Below are 23452 nucleotides of genomic sequence, written 5' to 3'. Positions count from 1 at the left end.
AAAGATCGTCACTTAATTTCAAGCAAGGAAGGCGCATGAAAATTCACGAATATCAGGGGAAGGAACTTCTCAAAAAGTTCGGCGTGGTGGTTCCGCGTGGTGTATTCAGCAGTTCCGTCGATGATGCGGTAAAAGCGGCTGAATCACTTGGCGGAAAAGTCTGGGTTGTCAAGGCCCAGATTCATGCCGGTGGTCGTGGCAAGGGCGGCGGCGTGAAGGTTGCCAAGTCGCTGGACGAAGTGCGCCAATATGCTGGCGAGATCCTCGGCATGCAGCTGGTTACGCATCAGACCGGGCCAACCGGTCAAAAGGTCCGTCGCCTGCTGATCGAGGAAGGCGCCGACATCAAGAAGGAATACTACGTTGCCGCGCTGACCGATCGCGTCACCCAGACGGTGGCCATGATGGCGTCCTCAGAAGGCGGCATGAACATCGAGGAAGTGGCGCACGAAACCCCCGAGAAGATTCTCAAGGCCTTTGTTGACCCGGCAGTCGGCCTGACCGATGCACAGGCGACCGAACTGGCCAAGGGCATTGGCGTTCCGGAAGCCTCCGTAGGCAAGGCCGTGGCAGCACTCAAGGGCCTGTATACCTGCTACATGGAAACCGATGCATCGCTGGCAGAAATCAATCCGTTGATTCTCGAAGGCGATGGCAATATCAAGGCACTCGACGCCAAATTCAATTTTGACTCGAATGCGCTTTACCGCCATCCGGAAATCGTGGCGTACCGCGATCTCGACGAGGAAGACGCTGACGAAGTCGAGGCCTCGAAATTTGACCTCACCTACATTTCGCTTGACGGCAATATCGGCTGTCTGGTGAACGGTGCCGGTCTGGCCATGGCGACGATGGACACGATCAAGCTGTTCGGTGCCGAACCCGCCAACTTCCTCGACGTCGGTGGTGGTGCAACAACCGAAAAGGTTACCGAGGCATTCAAGATCATGCTCAAGAACCCGAAGGTCAAGGGCATTTTGGTTAACATCTTTGGCGGCATCATGAGATGCGACACCATCGCCGACGGCGTCGTTGCCGCCGCCCGTGAAACCCATTTGACGGTACCGCTGGTTGTGCGCATGAAGGGCACCAACGAGGATATCGGCAAGAAGATCCTGAAGGACTCCGGTCTGCCGATCATCACTGCCAATTCCATGGCCGAAGCCGCCACCAAGATCGTTGCCGCGGTCAAGTAAGGAGCCAACATGTCGATTCTGATCAACAAAAACACCAAAATCATCACCCAGGGAATGACCGGAAAGACCGGTCAGTTTCATACGGAAAAGTGCCAGGAATACGCCAACGGCAAGAATTGCTTTGTCGCTGGCGTCAATCCGAAAAAGGCCGGAGAGTCGCTTCTTGGCATTCCGATCTACGCTACGGTCAAGGAAGCCGCCAAGCAAACCGGCGCAACTGTCTCGGTGATTTACGTTCCTCCACCCGGAGCCGCTGCGGCGATCTGGGAAGCCGTCGAAGCCGAGCTTGATCTGGCCATCTGCATCACCGAGGGCATTCCGGTTCGCGACATGCTCGAAGTGCGCAACATGATGAAGAAGCGGGAAGCCGCCGGTGGCAAGAAGACGTTGCTGCTCGGACCGAACTGTCCTGGTCTCATCACTCCCGACGAGGTCAAGATTGGCATCATGCCCGGCCACATTCACAAGAAGGGCCGCATCGGTGTCGTTTCGCGTTCGGGAACGCTGACCTATGAAGCGGTCGGCCAACTGACCGAAATCGGGCTCGGCCAGTCGACTGCGGTCGGTACCGGTGGTGATCCGATCAACGGGCTCAAGCACATCGACATCATGCGCATGTTCAACGACGATCCGGATACGGACGCCGTGATCATGATTGGTGAAATCGGTGGTCCGGATGAAGCCGATGCAGCCTACTGGTGCAAGGAAAACATGAAGAAGCCGATTGTTGGTTTCATCGCTGGGGTCACCGCTCCGGCCGGCAAACGCATGGGTCACGCTGGTGCGCTGATTTCGGGCGGTGCCGATACGGCCAATGCCAAGCTGGCCATCATGGAAGAGTGTGGTTTCACCGTGACGCGCGATCCGTCGGAAATGGGCAAGCTGCTTAAGGGATTGCTCAAGTAAGTGTGATTGATTCACCCAAAAAGGCAGACGGCAGTCTGCCTTTTTTATTGTGGTTTCAGAAGTTGCAATGGCGGCTGGTTCTTTGGGTGCATATAATCTGACGCGTGATCTAGCCTAACTTGTGGAGAGCATATGTCTTTGTTTTTGACCGAAGCGGATATCCGCCAATTATTGACCATGCCATTGGCTATCGAAGCGGTGGAAGAAGCGCATCGCGAGCTCTCGCTCGGCCGGGCCGTCGACTCACCTCGCCAGCGTACGCGGCTACCGCAAACAACGCTGCATATCCTGCAAGGCGCCCTGCCGGGGAGCGACGCCATCGGTTACAAGGCCTACACCAGCAATCGTTCGGGCGTGCGGTTTGTGGTCCATGTATTCAGCGCCTCGACGGGAAAATTGCGTGTTGTGCTTGAGGCCGATTTGCTTGGCATGGTGCGCACCGGGGCTGCCTCGGGCGTGGCGACTCGCTGGTTGGCCCGGCGTGATGCTGAAGTGTTGGGCGTTTTTGGCGCCGGCTGGCAGGCTGAAGGGCATATCGAGGCAGTTGCCGCGGTGCGTTCGCTACGGCAGATCAAGGTTTTTGCCCGAAATGCGGAACGCCTCGCTGCATTTTGTACGAAACTGTCCGGGCGCCTCGGGATCGACGTGCGGGCGGCCGCTACGGCGGAAGAAGTGGTGCGCGACAGCGATATCGTCAGTACCATAACAACGGCGGCTACGCCCTTGTTTGAAGCAAGCTGGCTGTCGCCGGGTACACATATCAACGCGGCGGGTTCCAATTCGCTAATCAGGCGGGAAGTGGGCGAGGGTGTGATCAAGGCCAGCAATACCATCGTCGTCGATAGCGTGGAAACGGCACTCAGGGAAGCGGGTGATTTACTGCCATCGCTGGAAAAAGGACGATTGCGCGAGCGGCAACTCGTCGAACTGGGAGATGTGATCAGCGGACGCCATGCCGGGCGCAGCACGCCCGAGGAGATCACGCTGTTCGAATCGCAGGGCATGGCCATTCAGGATATTGCGCTGGCTGTGCGGCTCGAAGCTTTGGCGCGGGAGCGTGGCCTGGGCATCGAACTGCCCTATGGAGGCTAATCGCCGAACATACCGGAAGGCACCGGAACGCGCCGATTGACTCTGATTGGGCAGAACTGTAACAATGCGCCAAGGACTGCTGTTTCTCCTTCGCATATTGCGCCAAAGCAGGCGATAACCTGACGGCATGATTGCGAGCGGTGTCGAAGAGACCGTCCTGATCGATGCGCCACGAGGGGATTGAGCATGGGCAAGACGGGATTCTGGAAGACTGACTGGTTTCTCGGTCTGGCGGTGAGTTGCGTCATGCTTGTTGCCGCCAACGGCGATCTGATTGGCAGTCTGGAACGCAAGGCCTATGACCTTGGCGTGCAGGCATCAAGCAAGACACCGCTTGATCGAGTAGCGGTCATCGCCATTGACGATGCTTCGATTGCCAACCTCGGACGCTGGCCGTGGCCGCGTGATCAACTGGCCAGAATGACGGATCTGTTGGCGGCCGGCAAGGCCAAGGTGGTGGCCAACACGGTTTTTTTCTTCGAGCCGCAGATCGACCCCGGCTACGCCTATGTCACGCGCTTGCTCGACATTTACCGGCAGGCTTCGGAAAACGTCGAGCCGTCGCCTGGTCTGCAGAAGATCGGCGGCGTGCTTCAGGAGGCCGAGCTTGCGCTGAACACCGATCGCATTCTGACCGACAGCATCGGCAGGGCCGGGAATGTCCTGCTACCCATGCTGTTTGTATTGGGAGAACCGAGAGGCAGGCCGGACCAGGTTTTGCCGGAGTTTGTCGCGAAGAGCCGGCTGTCGCAGATCACCGATGGCAGTGGCGATGTCTGGCAAACCCTGTCACTGCAAGTGCCGATCGAAGGGCTTGGCGCCAGGGCTGCTGCCATTGGACACCTGAATTCCGTCGTGGACGTCGACGGTGCGATCCGTACCGAACCGCTGGTGCTGCGCCATTACGACGATTATTTCCCCTCGCTGTCATTGATGATTGCCGCGGCGAGCCTTAATCTTGGTCCGGCCGATATTCGTGTGGCGGCTGGCAGAGAAGTTCGCCTGGGCAGTCTGCGTATTCCGACCGACACGATAACGCAGATGCATACTTTTTTTTACGCTGGGCATGAGGGCAAGCCGGCGTTCCAGGTTGATTCCTTCTATGATGTTCTCACCGGCAAGATCCCGGCGAGTAAATATCAGGACAAAATTGTTTTGATCGGGGCAACGGCCTCGGGCGTGGGTACCACTCAGGTAACGCCGATTTCGCCCGCAATGGCGCCGGTGCTGACTCTGGCGCACGCCGTTTCAAGCATTCTGCAGGAGCATTTCTTCATAGCACCCGAATGGGGGGTGTGGGCCTCGCTTGGGGCGTTCGTGCTGGTCGCCGTGTATTTGATTGTCCTGTTGCCACGTCTTTCCGCCGGTGTTGGCGCCATTGCCACGGCATTGCTATTGGTGGCGCTGGTGGTTGCGCATTTTGGCCTGATGGTCGGCAGCGGCCTGTGGATACAGTTGATGGCATCGGCGACCCTGCTACTGGTCGGGCATCTGATGCTGACCACCAAGCGTTTCCTGATGACCGAACGAGGCAAGGAGAAATCGGAAGCGGATTCGGCTGAATCGAACCGCATGCTTGGCCTCGCTTTCCAGGGGCAGGGTCAGCTCGATATGGCCTTCGACAAGTTTCGCAAGTGCCCACTTGACGATTCGCTGATGGAGAACCTTTACAACCTTGCGCTCGATTTTGAGCGCAAGCGTCAGTTCAACAAGGCCGAGGCCGCGTTCCGGTACATGGCGGACTACAACCCGAAGTTCCGCGATCTCGAACAGCGCCTCAGCCGAGCCAAAGCGATGTCTGAAACTGTCATGCTCGGGGGTTCGGGTGGACGTACCAACGCCAGCACCATGATGCTCGGTGACGGAAAGGTCGAAAAACCGATGCTTGGGCGGTACCAGATCGAAAAGGAGTTGGGCAAAGGCGCCATGGGCGTTGTCTATCTTGGCCGCGATCCAAAAATCAATCGCATCGTGGCGATCAAGACGATGGCTTTGGCCCAGGAATTCGAAGAAGACGAACTGGCCGACGTGAAACAACGTTTTTTCCGCGAAGCAGAGACTGCCGGCCGACTCAACCACCAGAACATCGTCACCATGTACGATGCGGGCGAGGAGCACGATCTGGCCTACATCGCCATGGAATTCCTGAAGGGCCGGGATCTCGTGCCCTACACCAAACCCGGAAATCTGTTGCCGTTGCCGCAAGTGGTGAGCATCCTCGCACGGGTCGCTGACGCGCTGGCTTATGCGCACAGCAATAACGTTGTTCACCGCGATGTGAAGCCCGCCAACGTGATGTATGAACCGGCATCCGATCAGGTCAAGGTCACCGACTTCGGTATAGCGCGCATTACCGATTCGTCAAGAACGAAGACAGGCATGGTGCTTGGTACGCCAAGCTATATGTCGCCCGAGCAATTATCGGGCAAGAAGATTGACGGGCGCTCGGATCTTTTCTCGCTGGGTGTCACGCTCTATCAGATGGCTTGCGGCCGCTTGCCTTTTGTTGGCGATTCAATGGCGCAACTGATGTTCAGAATAGCCAACGAGGCGCAGCCAGATATCCGGACCTTGAATCCACAGGTGCCTGACGGCCTGGCAGAGGTGATTAACCGCGCATTGAACAAAGATATGAACCAGCGGTACCAGACGGGCGAAAAGATGGCAAGTGATTTGCGCACGTGCATGATTCAGGCGCCAGCGCAGCATCCCGATGTTGATATTCTGTTATAGGGAGACGAGGTGGTCAGCACGCTAAGCAGCGCACTCGAAATCGTTGCCAGAACCGATCCGGGGATGGTGCGAAGACACAATGAAGATGCGGTATTCGCCAACCCGAACCAGGGATTCGTGATTCTGGCCGACGGCATGGGCGGCTACAACGCGGGTGAGGTTGCGAGCGGCATGGCGACCATGTTGCTATCCACCGAGCTGGAAACGGCGTTTTCCGCCAAGCCACCCCACGCCATCGACAGTGAGACCGGTAAGACGTTTGCGCACCGCTGTATTCTGGACAAGGTGGCGCTGACCAATTCGGCGATCCACAATGCGGCGGAAAGTCAGCCACAGTATGCCGGGATGGGCACCACGCTGGTGGCGGCACTTTTCTACGACAATCAGGTAACGGTTGCACACATCGGCGATTCGCGGCTTTACCGTCTGCGTGGAGAAGAGTTCAGTGCGATTACGCGGGACCACTCGCTATTGCAGGAGCAGATCGATAGCGGGATGATTCTCGCCGAGGATGCAAAATATTCCCAGAACAAGAACCTGGTAACGCGGGCACTGGGAGTGGATCCGGAAGTCGAAACCGAGATTCATGACTACGCGGTGCAACCCGGCGACATCTATCTGTTGTGCTCGGATGGCCTCAATGACATGGTCGAAGACGAGGAAATCCAGATCACCGTGCAGATGCTTGCCGCCAATCTTGAACTGGCGGCAACGCAGCTCATACAAATGGCCAACGACAATGGTGGACGTGATAACGTCTCTGTAATTCTGGTCAAGGTTCTAAGCGAATTCCCTGCTACCCGAGGCTGGTGGTCAAAACTTTTGGCATGGTTTAGATAAGGACGGCAAACAATGGCTAAGCTGATACTGAGCATGGACGGTCTGGTTCTCAAGGAAATTCCGCTGAGCAAGGAGCGAATGAGCATTGGCCGCAAGGCAAGCAACGATATACAGATCGACAATCTGGCGATCAGTGGCGAGCACGCGGCGGTGGTGACGATTCTCAACGATTCCTTCCTTGAGGATCTGAATAGCACCAATGGAACGCTGGTCAATGGTCAGCCGGCCAAGAAGCATTTCCTGAAGAATGGTGACGTCATCGAGCTTGGCAAGTACAAGATCAAGTACGTTGCCGAGCAGGTGCAGCGCGCCGATGCCGCCGACTTTGAAAAAACCATGATCTTGCGGCCAAGCACCCTGCGGCCGGGGTCCGAAGTCACGGCGCCGGCGGCGGCTACCGTAGCAGCCAGCGCTACAGCCGATGACACACAGGCCAACAAACCGATGCATTCGGCACCGGAAGCAGTCACGGCCACGACTCCTCCACCCGTCGCCGCACCCGCCAGCGGCGCGGTCCAGATACTGAGTGGTGCCAATGCCGGGCGTGAGCTTATGCTGACCAAGACACTGACCACACTTGGCAAGCCTGGCGTTCAGGTTGCAGTAATTGCCAAAAGGCCTCACGGCTATTTCATTACCCATGTTGAAGGCAAGCAGTATCCCGTACTGAATGGTCAGCCAATTGACGCTCAGGCGCATCAATTGGCTGACCACGACGTCATTGAAATTGCGGGCATCAAAATGGAGTTCTTCCTCAAGGGCTGATGTTCATCCGGGCCGGAGGCGCATTGAAGAAGAACCTCATTCGGATCGCGCTCGGTTTGTTGCTGGCGCTGGTTTTTTTTGGCCATGCGGCCAAGTTCTATCAGATTTCGCTGCTCAATACGCTCGACGCCTTTGTTTACGATGCGCGGCTGCGCCTTACCGCGCAGGGTGGCGTCGATGAGCGTATCGTCATTCTCGATATCGACGAGAAAAGTCTCGCGGAAGTTGGTCGCTGGCCATGGAGCCGGGACACGATGGCGGCACTGGTCAACAAACTCTTTGACAGTTACGAGATCACCCTTCTCGGCTTCGATGTGGTCTTCGCCGAGCCGGACAGGAGTTCCGGGCTGGCGTCTCTGGAATCCATGGCTGACGGCGTGCTCAAGAACGATACGGCTTTCCAGTCGGCATTGAAGGCCTTGCGCGGCGAACTGGATTTTGACAAGCGGTTCGCCGACGCATTGAGCAAGCGGCCGGTCGTTCTCGGGTACTATTTCACGAATCTCGACCAGGCCAACCGCAATGGCGCCTTGCCTGCGCCGGTGCTACAGCCGGAAGATTTCAAGGGACGAACTGTCGACTTCACTTCCTGGAGCGGATTTGGCGGCAATCTGCCGGAATTTCAGGGCAAGGCAATCAGTGCCGGGCACTTCAACCCCATCGTGGATTTCGACGGGACTTCGCGGCGGGTACCGATGCTTGTCGAGCACGAAGGGAAATACTACGAATCCCTTTCCCTGGCGATGGTGCGGGTGTTGCTCGGCAATCCAAGAATCGTACCGGGATACCCCGAGGGAGAAACAAACAGTGGTCCCGAGTGGCTGGATTTACCCGCCGAACAGGGCATTTTGCGTATACCGGTTGACGAATACGGCGCCAGTCTGATCCCTTATCGTGGCCTGCAGGGAAGCTTCACTTATCTTCCGGCTGCCGACGCATTGACAGGGCGGCTGAAACAGGAACAACTCAAGGGCAAGATTGTGCTGCTCGGTACAACAGCGCCGGGTCTGATGGATTTGCGGGTAACACCCGTCGGAAGCACCTATCCGGGGGTCGAGATTCACGCCAATCTGGTTGCCGGCATGCTCGATTCGTCCATCAAGCAGAAACCATCGTATGTGCTCGGTGCCGACGTCCTGCTGCTCTCACTGTGCACCATTTCGCTGGCTTTCCTGTTGCCGATCCTATCGCCTTTGCGTGCCACCGTGTTGGCATCCGGAATCCTGCTGGCAGTAGCTTGCCTCAACTTCCTCCTGTGGTCATCCGGGCTTGTGATGCCTCTGGCCGCCGTTCTTTCGGCCATCCTTACGCTTTACGCACTGAATATGTCCTGGGGCTACTTCGTCGAAACCCGCAGCAAGCGCCAGTTTGCCGAGCTCTTTGGCCAGTACGTGCCGCCCGAGCTGGTTGACGAAATGGCGCGCGATCCCGAACGCTACAGCATGGACGGAAAAAACGCTGAACTGACGGTGCTTTTCTCGGACGTGCGCGGCTTTACGAGCATCTCGGAAGGCCTTGATCCCAAGGAGCTGACGCAACTGATGAATGCATACTTGGGCGCGATGACCCGAGTTGTACAGAAGAACCGCGGCACGCTCGACAAATACATCGGTGACGCGATCATGGCTTTCTGGGGCGCGCCGGTAGCCGATGCCGATCATGCGCGTCATGCGGTCACTACGGCGCTCGAAATGCAGGCTGAATTGCGTACGCTCGACGAGCCTTTCAAACAGCGCGGCTGGCCGGCACTGCACATTGGCATTGGCATCAACAGCGGCACGATGACCGTTGGCGACATGGGATCGAAGGTGCGCAAGTCCTATACTGTCATGGGCGACGCCGTGAATCTGGGGTCACGGCTGGAGGGTATAACAAAGCAATACGGCGTCGGAATCATTGTCAGCGACTCGACCAAGGCGCTGGTCAAGGACGTGATCTACCGCGAGCTCGATCGTGTACGGGTCAAGGGCAAGGACGAACCGGTCGGGATTTTTGAGCCACTTGGGGTGGCAGGACAGATCGACAAGGCGGCGCAGGATGAGCTTAAACTGTGGAATCAGGCTCTACGTCTCTATCGTCAGCAAGATTGGGATCAGGCCGAGTTGCAGCTTTACAATTTGTCGCGCATGTGCCCGGATCGCTATCTGTATCAAGTGTACGCAAAGCGCATTGCGTATTGCCGTGCCAATCCACCGGGTGAGTCTTGGGACGGGGTAACCACGTTTGAAACGAAGTGAATATCAGCCATACTTTGGCATGGATTTGGCGGAGACAATATGAGGGTCAGAATTCTTGGCTGTAGTGGCGGTATTGGTGGCCGTCATTTGCGCACTACCTCAATGCTGGTCGATCATGACATCCTGATTGATGCAGGCACTGGCGTGGGCGATCTCACGCTTGCCGAGCTGGCCATGATCGATCACGTGTTCATTACCCATTCTCACCTCGACCATATTGCCGCATTGCCGCTGATGATCGACTCGATTGCCGATATGCGCACCAAGCCGGTGACTGTTTACTCAACCGACGCAACGCTTGAAATCATCCAGAATCACATCTTCAACTGGGCGATCTGGCCGGACTTCAGCGAGATTTCGATTCGTGAAGAAGCGGTGATGCAGTACGAAGTCATTCGAACCGGGCAAAAAATTCAGCTCGGCGAGCGCACGATTACTGCAGTTCCCGCAGAGCATACCGTTCCGGCCGTTGGTTACCATCTGGACTCCGGAGCGGGCAGCCTGGTCTTTACCGGGGACACGACAAGTAATGACGCCTTCTGGCCGATACTCAACAAGATTGAGAATTTGCGTTACCTGATCATCGAAACCGCCTTCTCGAATCACGAAAAGCGTCTGGCCATCATGTCAAAGCATCTTTGCCCGAGCATGTTGGGCGATGAGCTTGCCAAGCTTGCGCGCGACGCTGAAATCTACATTTCGCACCTGAAGCCCGGCCAGATCGAACTGATCATGGGCGAGATCGCTCAATGCGCCGGCGAGTTCAAGCCGAGCATGCTGCAAAACAACCAGGTTTTCGAGTTTTGATCCATGACCAATGATGCTTTGCCTATGAATCTCCAGACAGTCCGCCTGGATATACTGCAACGGCTGGAGCCTATCCGTTCACTGTCCGACGTGCGTTTGTGCGAATTGGCCGCCCTGTGCACGACGGAAACGGTAGGCAGAGGCCTCGATCCGTTCCGTGTGCAGGGTGTGCAGGGGCAATCGGTCTATTTGCTGTCGGGGGAGCTCAAGCTGACGTATGTCGACCGGTCTTCCTTTGTTCTGGTGGGCGGGAGCGAGGGTTCACACTGGCCGCTGGGCAAACATACGCAGCCCTTGCGTGACGCCAAGGCCATCACCGACATTGAACTGATTCGCGTCGACGATGAGATGCTGGACGTCATCATGACCTGGGATCAGTTGTCTGCCGGCGTTGATCCTTCCGCCAATGGCCCGGCCGCAACCGACTGGCGCTTGATGTCAGGGGCGTTCCGTTTGCAGAGTCTGATGGATGGTTCGTTGTCGCGCCTGCCTTCTGCGAGTATCGATGAGCTTTTCAAGCGTTTTGAACGGATCAAGGTCAAGAAGGGCGCGGCGATTCTGCGCGAAGGTGATGCCGGAGATTTTTATTACATCATCGAAAATGGCCGCTGCGAGGTGACGCGCAAGGTCGGTGGCGTCGATATGCCATTGGCTGAGCTGAAAGCTGGCGATGCCTTTGGTGAGGAAGCGCTGGTTGTCGAAGGCAAGCGAAATGCAACGGTTTGCATGCAGACATCCGGCGTTTTGCTGCGTCTGAAGAAAAGCGACTTTATCGAGCTGTTGCGCGAGCCTCTGCTCAAGCGCCTTTCGTGGCGAGACGCGGCGCAGCAGGTTACGGCCGGTGCCGTGTGGCTTGATGTGCGGTATCCGTCGGAGTATCGAAATGACCGCCTGCCGGGCGCGGTCAACGTTCCGTTAAGTGAAATCCGCAACGCGATAGGCCTTCTCGACCGCGACCGCGAATACATCGCCTATTGTCAAAGCGGGAGGCGCAGTTCGGCGGCAGCCTTTCTTCTCTCGCAACGAGGCTATCGCGCCTGCTGTCTCGAAGGCGGTTTGAAAGCCAATCCGGTAGCTGATCGCTGCTGAACTTCCAATGGATATGCATCGGGCACGGACCCGCGGAGTCGGTGAGGCGGGAGCTGCAACCAATTAACGCTTAACAGAGTGGTCAAATCGCAAATGGATACTACCGGTACGGGTGACATCAACAATCGCCTGGAATTTCTCAAGAAACTCCAGGTTGTCACCAACAAGATCCATGCGACCAACAACACCGACGAAATCATGCTCGAGATGTCACAGGATATCTGTGACCTTTTCAGCTGTGATCGTTTGACCATTTATGCCGTGGGCGAAGACAAGCAGAGCATCGTTTCCAAGGTCAAGACCGGACTCAACTCGTTCAAGGACCTCAAGTTGCCGATCTCCGAGCATAGTGTGGCCGGCTATGTTGCCGAGACGCGCAAGGTGGTGAATATTGACGACGTCTATGACGACCTTGAACTGAAGAGCTACAGCCCGGTCATGAAGTTCCTCAAGGAAGTGGATAGGCGGACAGGTTATCGCTCCAAGCAGATGCTCGTCGCGCCCATAATAGACACGCAAAGCGACGAATTGCGCGGCGTGGTGCAACTGATCAACAGTCGGCACGACACGCCATTCCCGGCACTTGCCGAGGAGGGTGTACAAGGTCTCGTACAGACGCTCGCGGTGGCTTTCGCACAGCGTCAGAAACCGCGCCAGCTGGTGCATTCCAAGTATGATGCCCTGGTCACGGATGCCGTCCTTTCAGCCGACGAGCTTGATCTTGCCCAGCGTTCGGCGCGGCGCAAAGGCATTGATCTTGAGCAGATTCTGACCAAGGAATTCCAGGTCAAACTGCCCGCGATTGGCAACGCACTTTCCCGATTCTTCAGCGTTCCCTACGAGCCCTTCCGGGCGGATCGTATCAAGCCGATGGATCTGCTCAGGAATCTCAAGCGCGATTACGTTGAAGCCAATCAATGGCTGCCGGTCGAGGAAGGGCAGGAGGGGATCGTCGTGATCTCGATGGATCCCGAACGAATCAGGGGCGCGCGGATCGTCAATAATATTTTTCCCAAGAGCAAGATCGCGTATCGCGTGACGACCAATACCGAGTTCCAGCAGGCGATTGATCAGTTCTTCGGCGCTCTGTCCGATCTCGGCTCGGTCGGCGATCTGCTCTCGGGGCTCGATGAAGGCGAGCCTGTCGAGTCGGGCGGCGGTGCCGACGAACTGACGGCAGCGGCGGACAACGAGCTCGTCCGTCTGGTCAACAAGATCATCGTCGAGGCATATCAGCAAGGCGCATCGGATATACACATCGAACCGCGTCCGGGCAAGGAAAAGACCCTGGTTCGCTTCCGCAAGGACGGTGCGCTCGGGGCGTATATCGAAGTCCCTGCCTCGTATCGAAGCGCGCTGATTGCGCGCATCAAGATCATGTGCGACCTCGATATTTCCGAAAAACGCAGGCCGCAGGACGGCAAGATAAAGTTCAAGAAATTTGGGCCACTCGACATCGAATTGCGTGTGGCCACGATACCTACGGCGGGGGGGATGGAGGATGTGGTCATGCGCATCCTTGCTGCCGGCGAACCGATTCCGCTCGACAGCCTGGGCGTCAGCCCCGGCAATCTCGAACGGCTGAAAGACGTTGTCAGCAAGCCTTATGGGCTGTTTTTCGTTTGCGGCCCGACGGGTTCAGGCAAGACCACCACACTGCATTCGATTCTGAGCCACATCAACCGGCCGGAAACCAAGATATGGACGGCCGAGGATCCGGTGGAGATTACCCAGAAGGGTCTGCGCCAGGTGCAGGTTAACAAGAAGGCCGGGCTCGATTTCGCGACGGTCATGCGCGCCTTCCTGCGTGCCGACCCGGACGTCATCATGGTCGGCGAAATGCGTGACAAGGAGACGGTTGCCATCGGGATCGAGGCTTCGCTCACGGGGCATCTGGTGTTCGCCACGCTGCATACCAACAGTGCGCCCGAGTCGATCAATCGGCTGCTCGACATGGGCATGGATCCTTTCAACTTTGCCGATGCGCTGCTCGGCATTCTCGCCCAGCGTCTGGCCCGACGTCTGTGCAAATCATGCAAAGAGGCTTACTCGCCCGCTCCCGAAGAGATCAAACATCTGCTTTCGGAATACTGCGAGGAGCTGAGCAATACCGATCACTGGAAGAAAGATCCCAAGGTGGCCGCCAACGAAGTGCACAAGGAATGGTTGAAACATTACGCCAAGGACAGCAAATTCACGCTTTATCGCGCCAAGGGATGCGAGGCGTGCAACGACAGTGGTTACAAGGGGCGGGTTGGTTTGCACGAGTTGCTGATCGGTACCGATCTGTTGAAACGGCAGATACAGGAGCATGCTCATGTGGCCGAGCTATTGGCCACGGCACTCAACGAAGGGATGCGTACGCTGAAGATGGACGGCATCGAAAAGATCATGTCGGGGATTACCGACATCAAGCAGGTTCGTTCGGTTTGCATCAAGTAGGAGTGAATGCCGTGGAACCCCTAAACGACTTGTTTCAGCGCTTCGAGCAACTCAACGTCATCGGTGCTTCGCTATCCAGCGAGCGGAATATTGACCGACTTCTGGAAAACATCCTGCTCGCGGCAAAGGCGATTACGCATGCTGATGGCGGGACGCTCTACCGCGTTCGGGAAGACCGGAAAGCCTTGCGTTTTGAAATCGTGCGTAACGACTCACTGAGCATTGCCTACGGTGGGACAGCCGGCAAACCGGATCCGGCCAAGTTTCAGGAATTGCCGCTCTATCGGGAGAATGGCGAGGAAAACAACTCCCTGGTGGCCGCCCATTCGGCGATTCATGCCAGGACGGTGAATATTGCCGATGCCTACACGGCCGACGGCTTCGATTTTTCCGGCACCAGAAATTTCGATCAACAGACGGGCTATCGCTCGCAGTCATTTCTCACGGTGCCGATGAAGAATCACGAGAATGAGGTCATCGGTGTTCTGCAACTGATCAATGCCATCGATCCGGAAAGCGGCGCTGTAGGAGTATTTTCCGACGCCGACCAGCGGCTCGCCGAGTCGCTGGCTTCGCAAGCCGCCATTGCCCTGACCAACCGCCTGCTGATCAGCCAGCTGGAAGAATTGTTCGAGGCCTTTATCACACTCATCAACTTGGCAATTGACGAGAAATCACCCTACACCGGCGGACATTGCCAGCGTGTTCCGTCCCTGACGATGATGTTGGCCGAGGCGGTAGATGCGACCACTGAGGGGCCAATGTCCAGTTTCATGATGACTGACAAGGATAGGTACGAGCTGAAGATCGCCGGTTTGTTACACGATTGCGGCAAGGTGACGACCCCGGTGCATGTGGTCGACAAGGCGACCAAGCTGCAAACGATCTTTGACCGGATTCAGATGGTGGATACACGCTTCCAGGTGATCCGACGAGACGCCGAGCTGGCCATGCTGCGCGCCGTGTTGGACGGCACGGACCGTGTGCTCGCCGAGCAGACCTGGCATGAACAGTTGCGGGCCATCGACGAAGACCGCGAATTTCTGCGTCGCGCGAACGTCGGCGGTGAATCAATGAAGCCCGAGGATCAGGAACGCGTGCGGCATATTTCGCGGACCTATCGCTGGGTCAATGACAAGGGCAATGAAGTCGATTTTCTGACGGAGAACGAAGTTGAGAACCTGACCATCCGTGCCGGGACGCTGACCCAGGAAGAACGGCAAACAATCAATTACCATATCGTCGCAACGATCAAAATGCTTGAATCACTACCCTGGCCGAAGCACCTCAAGCGGGTGCCCGAGTACGCCGGCGGTCACCACGAGCGCATGGATGGCAAAGGCTATCCGAGGGGGCTCAAGCGCGACGAGATGTCGGTTCAGGCGCGGATCATGGGAATCGCCGACATCTTCGAAGCGCTGACCGCACGCGACCGACCCTACAAGCCCGGCATGAAGCTCTCGCAGGCGCTGCGCATTCTCGGCAACTTCAAGAAGAACGGCCACATTGACCCCGACCTGTTTGACGTTTTCATCAAGCAGAAGGTTTATCTGAAGTATGCCGAGCAATACCTCGAAGCATCGCAGATCGACGAACCAGAGGCTTCGCCGGATACGTGATCGAGGGATAAGGACACAAGGCCGTACAGCAGCGGCCGACTTACGCGCCATCCGCGGTAAAATGCTCGTTTTCTTCTTCCCAGCAGGTCATTGCCATGTACCTCATCGCCCCCAGTATCCTTTCCGCCAATTTCACCAGGCTTGGAGAGGAAATCACCGATGTAATTGCCGCTGGCGCCGACTGGATTCACTTCGATGTCATGGACAATCATTACGTACCCAACCTGACCATCGGGCCGCTCGTGTGCGAAGCCATACGTCCACTGACCCAGGCGGTCATCGACGTGCATCTGATGGTCAAGCCGGTCGATCGCATCATTCCGGATTTCGCCAAAGCCGGCGCGAACGTCATTACCTTTCATCCCGAGGCGTCGGAGCATATCGACCGCAGTCTTTCGTTGATTCGTGAAAGTGGTTGTCAGGCCGGTCTTGTTTTCAATCCGGCGACACCGCTCGACTACATGGATTACGTCATGGACAAACTCGATATCGTTCTGCTGATGAGCGTGAATCCCGGCTTTGGCGGACAGAAGTTCATTCCGGCGACACTCGACAAGCTCAGGCAGGCCCGCGCAAGGATCGACACCTACGAACGCGAGAGTGGTCGCAAGATTCGCCTGGAAGTTGACGGTGGGGTCAAGGTCGACAACATTGCCGAAGTCGCCCGTGCCGGCGCCGATACCTTCGTTGCCGGCTCGGCAGTCTACGGCGCCGGCAAGGAAAGCGATCCACAGCGCTACAACACTGTCATTGCCGCAATGCGTGCCGAGCTGGACAGCATAAGGGCCAAAGCATGATGGCACGTGTCGATACAACGGAGCCGCTGGCCGTAGGCGCCGTTCTGTGCGATCTGGATGGCACGCTACTCGACACCGTGCCGGATCTTTACGCGGCCGCCTGTGCCATGTTGCGCGATCTCGGACGGGCGGAATTGCCTCTGGAGTCGATACGCAGCTACGTAGGGCGGGGCATCCCGAACCTGGTCAAGCGCGTCCTTGCCGGGTCCCTGGAGGCGGCTGACGATGCCTCGGCACCGCCAAAGGAGGCGTTGGACAGTTTCCGACGGCACTATGCGCGAGAAAACGGACGAAACTCCAAACCGTATCCCGGCGTGATCGACGGGCTGGACAATCTCAAAGCGCAAGGACTTCCGCTGGCGGTGATCACCAACAAGGCCGGCGCCTTTACGCTGCCCCTTCTGGAATTGACCGGACTGGCTGCATATTTTGACGTGATTGTAAGCGGCGACCTTCTGCCGAAGCCAAAACCCGACCCGATGGCGCTGATCTGGGCCTGTGGCCGTATCGGCGTTTCCCCGGCCGATACCTTGATGATCGGCGATTCAGTCCATGATTTTCGTGCCGGCCGTGCCGCCGGCTGCCATGTCTTCCTCGTTCCCTACGGCTACAACGAGGGGCTTGACGTGCGCGATCTGGATTGCGATGCTATAGTTCCCACTGTTGCGGAAGCTGCGCAACGCATCAGAAACCTGGAAAAAACACAACTTACAACTTGCGCATGAATGCTCTTCATTACAATCTGCATCGTCAGCCTGCTCTTTGGGCGGAGGCGTGGCCCTGGCGTTTCTGCCAGTAAACCTGGGCCTTGCCACGGCACAAACGTTGTGCCGTGCCTCTTGATGCAGTAATTGTTTGTGGAGCATTTCATGACTGAAGCGTATTTCAATCGGCTGGCTGCCGAAGGCTACAACCGTATCCCCGTCACCCTCGAGACCTTTGCCGATCTCGACACCCCGCTCTCGATCTACCTGAAGCTGGCCAACGCCCCCTATACCTACCTGCTCGAATCGGTGCACGGCGGCGAGCGTTTCGGCCGCTACTCGATCATCGGGCTGGCCAGCTCGACGCGTATCGTCGTCAACGCCAATCAGGTATTGGTGCTGACCGGCAACCGTATCGCCGAACGCGAAGACGATACCAATCCGCTCGACTTCATCGGCAAGTTCATGAAGCGCTTCCGGGCTGCGCCGTCGCCCGGACTGCCGCGTTTCTGCGGCGGCCTCGTCGGCTGTTTCGGCTACGATACCGTGCGCTACATCGAGACGCGGCTGACCCGTACCCGAAAAAGTGGCAAGGTCGCGGACGAACTGGGTACGCCCGACATCGTACTTCTGCTGTCCGAGGAGATCGCCGTTGTCGACAACCTGTCCGGCAAGCTCACGCTGGTAGTCTTTGCCGAGCCCGGCGTTCCCGGTGCTTATCAGAAAGCGCAGGCGCGTCTCAAAGCCTTGCTCGCCAAACTACGCGAGCCGGCACGCATTCCGGCCGAATCGCAGAGACCATCGCAACCCGCCGTGTCCCTGTTCGGTGAATCGCATTTCAAGGAAGCGGTCGTCAAGGCCAAGAACTACATCACCGAAGGCGACATCATGCAGGTCGTACTCTCGCAGCGCATGAGCAAGCCGTTTGCGGCAAGCCCGCTGGCGCTTTATCGGTCTCTGCGCTCGCTCAATCCCTCGCCGTACATGTTCTACTTCGACCTTGAGGATTTCCACATCGTCGGTGCCTCGCCAGAGATTCTGGTGCGGCTCGAAGGACAGGGCAGTGACAAACTCGTGACCGTGCGGCCGATTGCTGGCACCCGCAGGCGCGGCTCCTCGCTCGAAGAGGACCAGGCGTTGGCCGACGAATTGCTGGCCGACGAGAAGGAGCGCGCAGAACACGTGCAGTTGCTCGACCTCGGGCGCAACGATGCCGGCCGGGTATCGCAGGTCGGCAGCGTCAGACTGACCGAGAACATGATCGTCGAGCGCTATTCGCACGTGATGCATATTGTTTCCAATGTCGAAGGCAAACTGAAACCGGGGCTCGATGCGCTGGACGTACTGAAAGCGACGTTCCCAGCCGGAACCGTGTCCGGCGCGCCCAAGGTACGGGCCATGGAAGTCATTGATGAGCTCGAGCCGATCAAGCGTGGCATCTATGCGGGCGCTGTCGGTTATCTCGGATTCAATGGCGATATGGATTTGGCCATTGCCATCCGCACCGCCATCGTCAAGGACGGAAAACTGCACGTGCAAGCCGGTGCCGGCATCGTTGCCGACTCCGACCCGTCTTCCGAATGGCTCGAAACGGAGAGCAAGGCGCGCGCGGTTCTTCGTGCGGCTGAACTAGCCGAGCAGGGACTGGACACGCGGCTGGACTGAATGGAAGCGAACCACCAAGTCACCAAGGGCGCCAAGATGCACCAAGAAATTCCAGACAAACTTGATGCTTTGGCCCGACTGGTGGTGGATGCAGCGTTTAAAGTTCATAAAGCGCTGGGGCCAGGATTGCTGGAGTCAGCTTATCAGGCGTGTCTTGAAATTGAGCTGGAGCGTCGGTGTGTTCGATTCATTTCACAAAACGTGTTGCCGATCTGTTACGAAGGAACCACCATCGAAGGTGCCTACCGTGTTGATCTGCTGGTTGATGATCAGTTGATCGTTGAGCTGAAAGCGGTCGATCAACTGCTTCCCATTCATTCGGCACAACTTCTCACTTACTTACGACTTTCCGGCAATAGACTTGGCCTGCTGATAAATTTCAACACGCCGCTCATCAAAGACGGAATCAAGCGAATCGTTCTATGATTTTTCTTGGTGCAACTTGGTGTCTTTGTGGCTTGGTGGTGAAAGGGTTTAAACAATGCTCTTGATGATCGACAACTACGACTCCTTCACCTACAACATCGTCCAGTATTTCGGCGAGTTGGGGCAGGAGGTGCGCGTGTTTCGCAATGATGCGATTTCGCTGGCCGAGATTGCCCGGCTCAATCCAGATTATCTGGTGATCTCGCCCGGCCCTGGCACTCCGTCGCAGGCCGGGATTGCACTCAGTGCGATTAGCGAGTTCGCCGGCAAGATACCTCTGCTGGGTGTATGCCTTGGGCATCAGGCCATCGGCGAGGCGTTTGGCGGGCGTATCGTCCACGCCCGGAAATTGATGCACGGCAAGGTGTCGGCAGTGCACCATACCGACGCGGGTGTGTTTGGCGGCTTGCCCAATCCGCTGGTGTGTACGCGTTACCACTCGCTGGCGATCGAGCGCGAATCGCTGCCGGACTGCCTGGAGATCACGGCGTGGACAGACGATGGCGAGATCATGGGTGTGCGCCACAAAACGCTGGCGGTCGAAGGCGTACAGTTCCACCCGGAATCGATTCTCACCGAGCGCGGACACGACATGCTGAATAACTTTCTTGAGGAGCACGCCAAATGAACCCACAGGACGCTTTGACGCGGGTCATCGAACACCGCGAAATCTTTCATGATGAAATGACTTCGCTGATGCGCCAGATCATGGGTGGCGAAGTTTCGCCGGTAATGATCGCCGCCATCGTCATCGGGTTACGCGTCAAGAAGGAAAGCATCGGCGAGATCGCAGCCGCAGCCCAGGTCATGCGCGAACTCTCGACCAAGGTTGCGGTGAAGGATGCGACACATCTCGTGGATACTTGCGGCACTGGCGGCGACGGCGCACAGACCTTCAACATTTCCACGGCCGCCATGTTTGTGGCCGCCGCCGCTGGGGCGCGTGTGGCCAAGCACGGCGGACGTTCGGTTTCCTCGCAATCGGGCAGCGCCGACGTACTCGAAGCGTTGGGCATCAACATCAATCTGACGCCGGAGCAGGTCGGGGAGTGCATTGACGAAGTCGGTATCGGCTTCATGTTCGCTCCCAACCATCACAGCGCCATGAAGCACGCAGCGCCGGTCAGGCGCGAACTTGGCGTGCGCACTCTGTTCAACATGCTCGGTCCGTTGACAAATCCGGCCGGCGCGGCGAATCAGGTGCTTGGCGTCTTTCATCCCGACCTTGTCGGCATACAGGTTCGCGTCCTGCAACGCCTGGGGAGCCTGCACGCGTTGACGGTGTTTGGCCGCGAAGGACTTGACGAGATATCGATTTCCGGCGAAACGCTGGTCGGCGAGTTGAATGACGGTCGAATTGAGGAGTACACGATTCATCCCGAGCAATTCAATCTCGCCGTGCACGACCCGAAAGCGTTGCGCGTCGCCAACGTCGACGAGTCCATGCAGGTTTTGCTCGCCGCTCTTGACAGCAGACCCGGAGCGGCTCGCGACATCGTGGCGCTCAACGCCGGCGCCAGCATCTACGTTGCCGGGCTGGCCGCGACGCTGGCCGATGGTGTCGCAAATGCGTTCGAGACAATCGCTTCAGGCGCCGCACGACAAAAGCTGGAGCAGTTCGCTACCTTCGCCGGGCAGTTCAAGTGAGCGACATGCTCGACAAGATACTCGCTGTAAAACGCCAGGAGATGGCGACTGCCGCCGCGATCAAGCCGCTCGCCACGATCCGTGCCGAAGCGCAGGCACAGCCGGCGCCACGCGACTTTGTCGGCGCCATCCGCAACAAGATCGCCGCAGGTCAGGCTGCAGTCATCGCCGAGATCAAGAAGGCCAGCCCCTCGAAGGGCGTGCTGCGAGAGGATCTTCGTCCGGCCGAAATTGCTGCCGGCTATGCGCGGCATGGCGCCGCCTGTTTGTCCGTCCTCACGGATCGGCAATTCTTTCTGGGTTCCCCCGACTATCTGCAAGCCGCTCGTGCGGCCTGCACACTGCCCGTGTTGCGCAAGGACTTTCTTGTCGACGCCTACCAGGTGTATGAGGCTCGTGCCATGGGCGCCGATGCCATACTGCTCATCGCCGCCGCGCTGGATTTGCCGACGATGCGTGATTTCGAGGCGCTTGCCGCCAGCCTAGGCATGGGCGTCCTCGTCGAAGTGCATAACGGCGGCGAGCTTGATCTGGCCCTGCAGCTCGAAACGCCGCTCATCGGCATCAACAACCGTAACCTGCGCAGCTTCGAGGTCAGCCTGCAAACCACGCTCGAACTCCTGCCGCGCATCCCGGCTGGCCGCATCGTCGTCACCGAAAGCGGCATTCTGGCGACGGGCGATGTTCAGTTGATGCGCCACAACCACGTGAACGCCTTCCTGGTCGGTGAAGCCTTCATGCGTGCGCCAGACCCTGGAATGGCGCTGGCCGCCCTGTTTGCCGTGGTGGCATAAGCGGGCTGGCATCTAAAGCCTGAATCCGCATTGCCTGGCGGGCTTCTGTTGCAATCATGCAACAGATCGGCAGAGCAATCACCGGAATCGGCGCATCAAGCTTGCCCCCGCTCCTGGCCTTTGCCATCATTCGTTCAGCTTCTCATCCATGAGAGGTCCAGTTTGGTGGAGCCTTCAAAAAAGCCACCGATCTTAAACCTAGAGGAGATTCACCATGCAAAAGAAATTAATCGCACTGGCAGTTGCCGGTCTGGTTTCGGGCGCAGCTTTCGCCCAGTCGAACGTCACCGTCTACGGTATTGTTGATGCGGGTTTTGTCAATTCGTCCGGCGACCGTTCGGGTACGAACCAAGGAAGCGCCAACTACAGCGGTATCGACTCCGGCATCTGGGCTGGCTCGCGTATCGGTTTCAAGGGCGAAGAAGGCCTGGGCAATGGCCTGAAGGCAATTTTCACGCTGGAGTATTACATCGCTCCGGATATCAACAGCGGCCTTGGTTCTGCAACGGACCCCGATGGTGCCGGCGCTACCACTTCGAGTAGCCGTCAGACCTTCGTTGGCCTGAACAGTGCCAAGCTGGGTACCGTTGCGCTGGGCCGTCAGTATGCTCCTGGCTATGCTTTCTCGGTTCGCAATGATCCACAGGGTGGCGCCACCATCAGTGCGTTGTCCACCGTAAACACTGCTGGTGCTAACTCCATCTCCGCGGGTAGCCGTGCTCGTATCAACAACGCGGTTACCTACGCCAGCCCGAATTGGTCCGGCTTCACCGCCAATGCCATCTATGGTTATGGCGAAGGCGGCGGTTCGACGACCAACGGCGTTAGCCAGGGCAATGATGGTTTCTGGGGCGCCGGCTTGAACTACGCCAACGGTCCGCTGAATCTTGACGTCGTTTATCAATCCCGTCAGGGCATCACCAGCACACTTATCGCCTCATCGGCTGCGACTCAGGATTCGGTTAATGAGTGGGCCTTGGGTGGAACTTACGACTTCAAGGTCGTCAAGCTTTATGCTACCTATCTTGATCAGAACGACAACAATGGTACTTCGGCACAAGAAGCCAGCAACCGGGTCTGGTCTATCGGTGCATCGGCGCCCGTGTTCACTAACGGCAAAGTCTCGCTTGGCTATGCTGACGTGAGTTGGGACCGTAGCGGCGCGGGTAGTTCGAGTTCGTGGTCGCTGGCCTACCAGCACTCGCTGTCCAAGCGCACGACCTTGTACACCGCCTATACCTATGCCGGTAACGACAACGATACTCTGAACGCTGCTGGCCCCGTCAAAAACACGAGATTCATCGGTGAGAACAACAACACATTCGTTGCTGGTGTCACGCACTCTTTCTAATTTGATTTCGGTCTCTTAGAAATGTAAAAACGGGCGCTTCGGCGCCCGTTTTTTTTGTTTACAGAATCCAGTGGAATTGTCGTCTGCGTTTGACGCCAATGTTTCCGAATCAGGTGACCAGAATCAGGAAAGCAGAATCAAATTATCGCGGTGAATCAGCTCCGGCTCGTCAATGTAGCCGAGAATGCTTTCGATGTTGTTTGATGGCTTGCCGGCAATGCGGCGGGTTTCATTGGCCGGATAATTGACCAGGCCGCGAGCGATTTCAGCGCCTTCGGGTGACACACAGGCCACTGCCGCGCCGCGCTCGAATTCCCCGATAACTTTGCGCACGCCGACCGG

At 57.4% G+C, this 23452-nt stretch carries 20 protein-coding genes; 19 read left to right on the top strand and 1 reads right to left on the bottom strand.

Annotated elements, in window-relative coordinates; genetic code table 11:
• Nucleotides 1-35 precede the first annotated feature (35 nt).
• The 19 genes from sucC to PROAA_RS10235 all read left to right on the top strand — a co-directional run bounded on the left by sucC (nucleotide 36) and on the right by PROAA_RS10235 (nucleotide 23110).
• On the top strand, nucleotides 36-1196 hold the full coding sequence (sucC, locus tag PROAA_RS10325) for an ADP-forming succinate--CoA ligase subunit beta (RefSeq protein ID WP_186411258.1): 1161 nt from the start codon (nucleotides 36-38) through the stop codon (nucleotides 1194-1196).
• A 9-nt stretch (nucleotides 1197-1205) separates the two neighbouring features.
• Complete coding sequence (gene sucD, locus PROAA_RS10320) at nucleotides 1206-2102, top strand: succinate--CoA ligase subunit alpha (RefSeq protein ID WP_186411257.1); 897 nt, start codon at nucleotides 1206-1208, stop codon at nucleotides 2100-2102.
• Between the two features lie 132 nt (nucleotides 2103-2234).
• Nucleotides 2235-3194, top strand: a complete 960-nt coding sequence (locus PROAA_RS10315) for an ornithine cyclodeaminase family protein (protein WP_186411256.1) — start codon at nucleotides 2235-2237, stop codon at nucleotides 3192-3194.
• A 186-nt stretch (nucleotides 3195-3380) separates the two neighbouring features.
• The gene (locus tag PROAA_RS10310) at nucleotides 3381-5927 is read left to right on the top strand and encodes a CHASE2 domain-containing serine/threonine-protein kinase (RefSeq protein ID WP_222102212.1); all 2547 of its coding nucleotides are present in this window, start codon (nucleotides 3381-3383) and stop codon (nucleotides 5925-5927) included.
• A 9-nt stretch (nucleotides 5928-5936) separates the two neighbouring features.
• Nucleotides 5937-6767 (top strand): Stp1/IreP family PP2C-type Ser/Thr phosphatase, encoded by an 831-nt coding sequence (locus PROAA_RS10305; RefSeq protein WP_222102211.1) that lies wholly within the window; start codon nucleotides 5937-5939, stop codon nucleotides 6765-6767.
• A gap of 12 nt (nucleotides 6768-6779) precedes the next feature.
• Complete coding sequence (locus PROAA_RS10300; RefSeq protein ID WP_186411254.1) at nucleotides 6780-7532, top strand: FHA domain-containing protein; 753 nt, start codon at nucleotides 6780-6782, stop codon at nucleotides 7530-7532.
• 23 nt (nucleotides 7533-7555) lie between these two features.
• The gene (locus PROAA_RS10295) at nucleotides 7556-9769 is read left to right on the top strand and encodes a CHASE2 domain-containing protein (RefSeq protein WP_186411253.1); all 2214 of its coding nucleotides are present in this window, start codon (nucleotides 7556-7558) and stop codon (nucleotides 9767-9769) included.
• A gap of 39 nt (nucleotides 9770-9808) precedes the next feature.
• Entirely contained in the window at nucleotides 9809-10576 is a 768-nt protein-coding gene (locus PROAA_RS10290) for a 3',5'-cyclic-nucleotide phosphodiesterase (protein WP_186411252.1), read from the top strand.
• A 24-nt stretch (nucleotides 10577-10600) separates the two neighbouring features.
• Complete coding sequence (locus tag PROAA_RS10285; protein ID WP_245664241.1) at nucleotides 10601-11665, top strand: cyclic nucleotide-binding domain-containing protein; 1065 nt, start codon at nucleotides 10601-10603, stop codon at nucleotides 11663-11665.
• A 93-nt stretch (nucleotides 11666-11758) separates the two neighbouring features.
• A complete protein-coding gene (locus PROAA_RS10280) occupies nucleotides 11759-14107 on the top strand; it encodes a GspE/PulE family protein (protein WP_186411250.1) in 2349 nt (782 codons plus the stop codon).
• An 11-nt stretch (nucleotides 14108-14118) separates the two neighbouring features.
• Complete coding sequence (locus tag PROAA_RS10275) at nucleotides 14119-15726, top strand: GAF and HD-GYP domain-containing protein (RefSeq protein WP_186411249.1); 1608 nt, start codon at nucleotides 14119-14121, stop codon at nucleotides 15724-15726.
• Between the two features lie 95 nt (nucleotides 15727-15821).
• Entirely contained in the window at nucleotides 15822-16523 is a 702-nt protein-coding gene (gene rpe, locus PROAA_RS10270) for a ribulose-phosphate 3-epimerase (RefSeq protein ID WP_186411248.1), read from the top strand.
• Nucleotides 16520-17248 carry a phosphoglycolate phosphatase gene (locus PROAA_RS10265; protein WP_245664240.1) on the top strand — a complete coding sequence of 243 codons (729 nt, stop codon included), beginning with the start codon at nucleotides 16520-16522 and terminating at the stop codon, nucleotides 17246-17248. Before rpe ends, PROAA_RS10265 begins: the two co-directional genes overlap by 4 nt.
• A 144-nt stretch (nucleotides 17249-17392) precedes the next feature.
• Entirely contained in the window at nucleotides 17393-18892 is a 1500-nt protein-coding gene (trpE, locus tag PROAA_RS10260) for an anthranilate synthase component I (protein WP_186411247.1), read from the top strand.
• Nucleotides 18893-19318, top strand: coding sequence for a GxxExxY protein (locus PROAA_RS10255; RefSeq protein ID WP_222102209.1), 426 nt, complete (start codon nucleotides 18893-18895; stop codon nucleotides 19316-19318). It begins immediately after the preceding gene.
• A gap of 55 nt (nucleotides 19319-19373) precedes the next feature.
• A complete protein-coding gene (locus PROAA_RS10250; RefSeq protein WP_186411246.1) occupies nucleotides 19374-19946 on the top strand; it encodes an aminodeoxychorismate/anthranilate synthase component II in 573 nt (190 codons plus the stop codon).
• Complete coding sequence (trpD, locus tag PROAA_RS10245) at nucleotides 19943-20965, top strand: anthranilate phosphoribosyltransferase (RefSeq protein WP_186411245.1); 1023 nt, start codon at nucleotides 19943-19945, stop codon at nucleotides 20963-20965. Before PROAA_RS10250 ends, trpD begins: the two co-directional genes overlap by 4 nt.
• Nucleotides 20962-21759 carry an indole-3-glycerol phosphate synthase TrpC gene (gene trpC, locus PROAA_RS10240; protein WP_186411244.1) on the top strand — a complete coding sequence of 266 codons (798 nt, stop codon included), beginning with the start codon at nucleotides 20962-20964 and terminating at the stop codon, nucleotides 21757-21759. Before trpD ends, trpC begins: the two co-directional genes overlap by 4 nt.
• Nucleotides 21760-21973: 214 nt before the next feature.
• The gene (locus tag PROAA_RS10235) at nucleotides 21974-23110 is read left to right on the top strand and encodes a porin (RefSeq protein ID WP_186411243.1); all 1137 of its coding nucleotides are present in this window, start codon (nucleotides 21974-21976) and stop codon (nucleotides 23108-23110) included.
• 123 nt (nucleotides 23111-23233) lie between these two features.
• On the opposite strand, the gene PROAA_RS10230 is transcribed toward PROAA_RS10235, so the two are convergent.
• A partial coding sequence (locus PROAA_RS10230) for a PUA domain-containing protein (RefSeq protein WP_342669215.1) occupies nucleotides 23234-23452 on the bottom strand: 219 nt, incomplete at its 5' end.

Origin of the sequence: Candidatus Propionivibrio aalborgensis, assembly GCF_900089945.1 — a bacterium.
GTDB lineage: Bacteria > Pseudomonadota > Gammaproteobacteria > Burkholderiales > Rhodocyclaceae > Propionivibrio > Propionivibrio aalborgensis.
This window is presented reverse-complemented; position numbering and strand designations above follow the sequence as displayed.